The sequence below is a fragment of the Aeromonas sp. ASNIH8 genome (assembly GCF_002919855.1).
Classification (GTDB): Bacteria; Pseudomonadota; Gammaproteobacteria; order Enterobacterales; family Aeromonadaceae; genus Aeromonas; species Aeromonas caviae.
On sequence record NZ_PQLN01000211.1, the window covers coordinates 1 to 1,533 of the forward strand.

The following is a 1,533-nucleotide window of genomic DNA, read 5'->3' on the forward strand; positions in this document are numbered from 1 at the left end:
CTGACTCTTATACACAAGTAGCGTCCTGAACGGAACCTTTCCCGTTTTCCAGGATCTGATCTTCTATGTGACTCCCAACATAGTAACGATCATGATAACTTCTGCTCTTCATCGTACGGCTGACTGGGCCAAATCTGTTTTCTCTTCGGCGGCGCTGGGTGATCCTCGCCGTACCACCCGTCTGGTTAACGTCGCCGCTCAATTGGCAAAATATTCTGGAAAATCAATAACCATCTCATCCGAGGGCAGTGAAGCCATGCAGGAAGGCGCTTACCGATTTATCCGCAATCCCAACGTTTCTGCCGAGGCGATCAGAAAGGCTGGCGCGATGCAAACGGTCAAGTTGGCTCAGAAGTTTCCCGAACTGCTGGCCATTGAGGACACCACCTCTTTGAGTTATCGCCACCAGGTCGCCGAAGAGCTTGGGAAGCTGGGCTCTATTCAGGATAAATCCCGCGGATGGTGGGTTCACTCCGTGCTCTTGCTCGAGGCCACCACATTCCGCACCGTAGGATTACTGCATCAGGAGTGGTGGATGCGCCCGGATGACCCTGCCGATGCGGATGAAAAGGAGAGTGGCAAATGGCTGGCTGCGGCCGCAACTAGCCGGTTACGCATGGGCAGCATGATGAGCAACGTGATTGCGGTCTGTGACCGCGAAGCCGATATCCATGCTTATCTGCAGGACAAACTGGCGCATAACGAGCGCTTCGTGGTGCGCTCCAAGCACCCACGCAAGGACGTAGAGTCTGGGTTGTATCTGTACGACCATCTGAAGAACCAACCGGAGTTGGGTGGCTATCAGATCAGTATTCCGCAAAAGGGCGTGGTGGATAAACGCGGTAAACGTAAAAATCGACCAGCCCGCAAGGCGAGCTTGAGCCTGCGCAGTGGGCGCATCACGCTAAAACAGGGGAATATCACGCTCAACGCGGTGCTGGCCGAGGAGATTAACCCGCCCAAGGGTGAGACCCCGTTGAAATGGTTGTTGCTGACCAGCGAACCGGTCGAGTCGCTAGCCCAAGCCTTGCGCGTCATCGACATTTATACCCATCGCTGGCGGATCGAGGAGTTCCATAAGGCATGGAAAACCGGAGCAGGAGCCGAGAGGCAACGCATGGAGGAGCCGGATAATCTGGAGCGCATGGTCTCGATCCTCTCGTTTGTTGCAGTCAGGCTGTTACAGCTCAGAGAAAGCTTCACCCTGCCGCAAGCGCTCAGGGCACAAGGGCTGCTAAAAGAAGCGGAGCACGTAGAAAGCCAGTCCGCAGAAACGGTGCTGACCCCGGATGAATGTCAGCTACTGGGCTATCTGGACAAGGGAAAACGCAAGCGCAAAGAGCGCGCCGGGAGCTTGCAGTGGGCCTACATGGCGATAGCCAGACTGGGGGGCTTTATGGACAGCAAGCGAACCGGAATTGCCAGCTGGGGCGCCCTCTGGGAAGGCTGGGAAGCCCTGCAAAGTAAACTGGATGGCTTTCTTGCCGCCAAGGATTTGATGGCACAGGGGATCAAGATCTGATCAAGAGACAG

The 1,533-nt window shown here is 55.6% G+C and carries 1 protein-coding gene; it reads left to right on the forward strand.

Translation table 11 applies throughout. The annotated features are described in order from the left end of the window. Positions 1 to 91 precede the first annotated feature (91 nt). The gene (locus C3418_RS23480) at positions 92 to 1,522 is read left to right on the forward strand and encodes an IS4-like element IS50R family transposase (protein ID WP_103859375.1); all 1,431 of its coding nucleotides are present in this window, start codon (positions 92 to 94) and stop codon (positions 1,520 to 1,522) included. The last annotated feature ends 11 nt before the right edge of the window (positions 1,523 to 1,533 follow it).

Bases quoted from the DNA above. Each gene is read 5' to 3' on its own strand.
- C3418_RS23480 (WP_103859375.1), top strand. From the start codon at position 92: ATGATAACTTCTGCTCTTCATCGTACGGCTGACTGGGCCAAATCTGTT.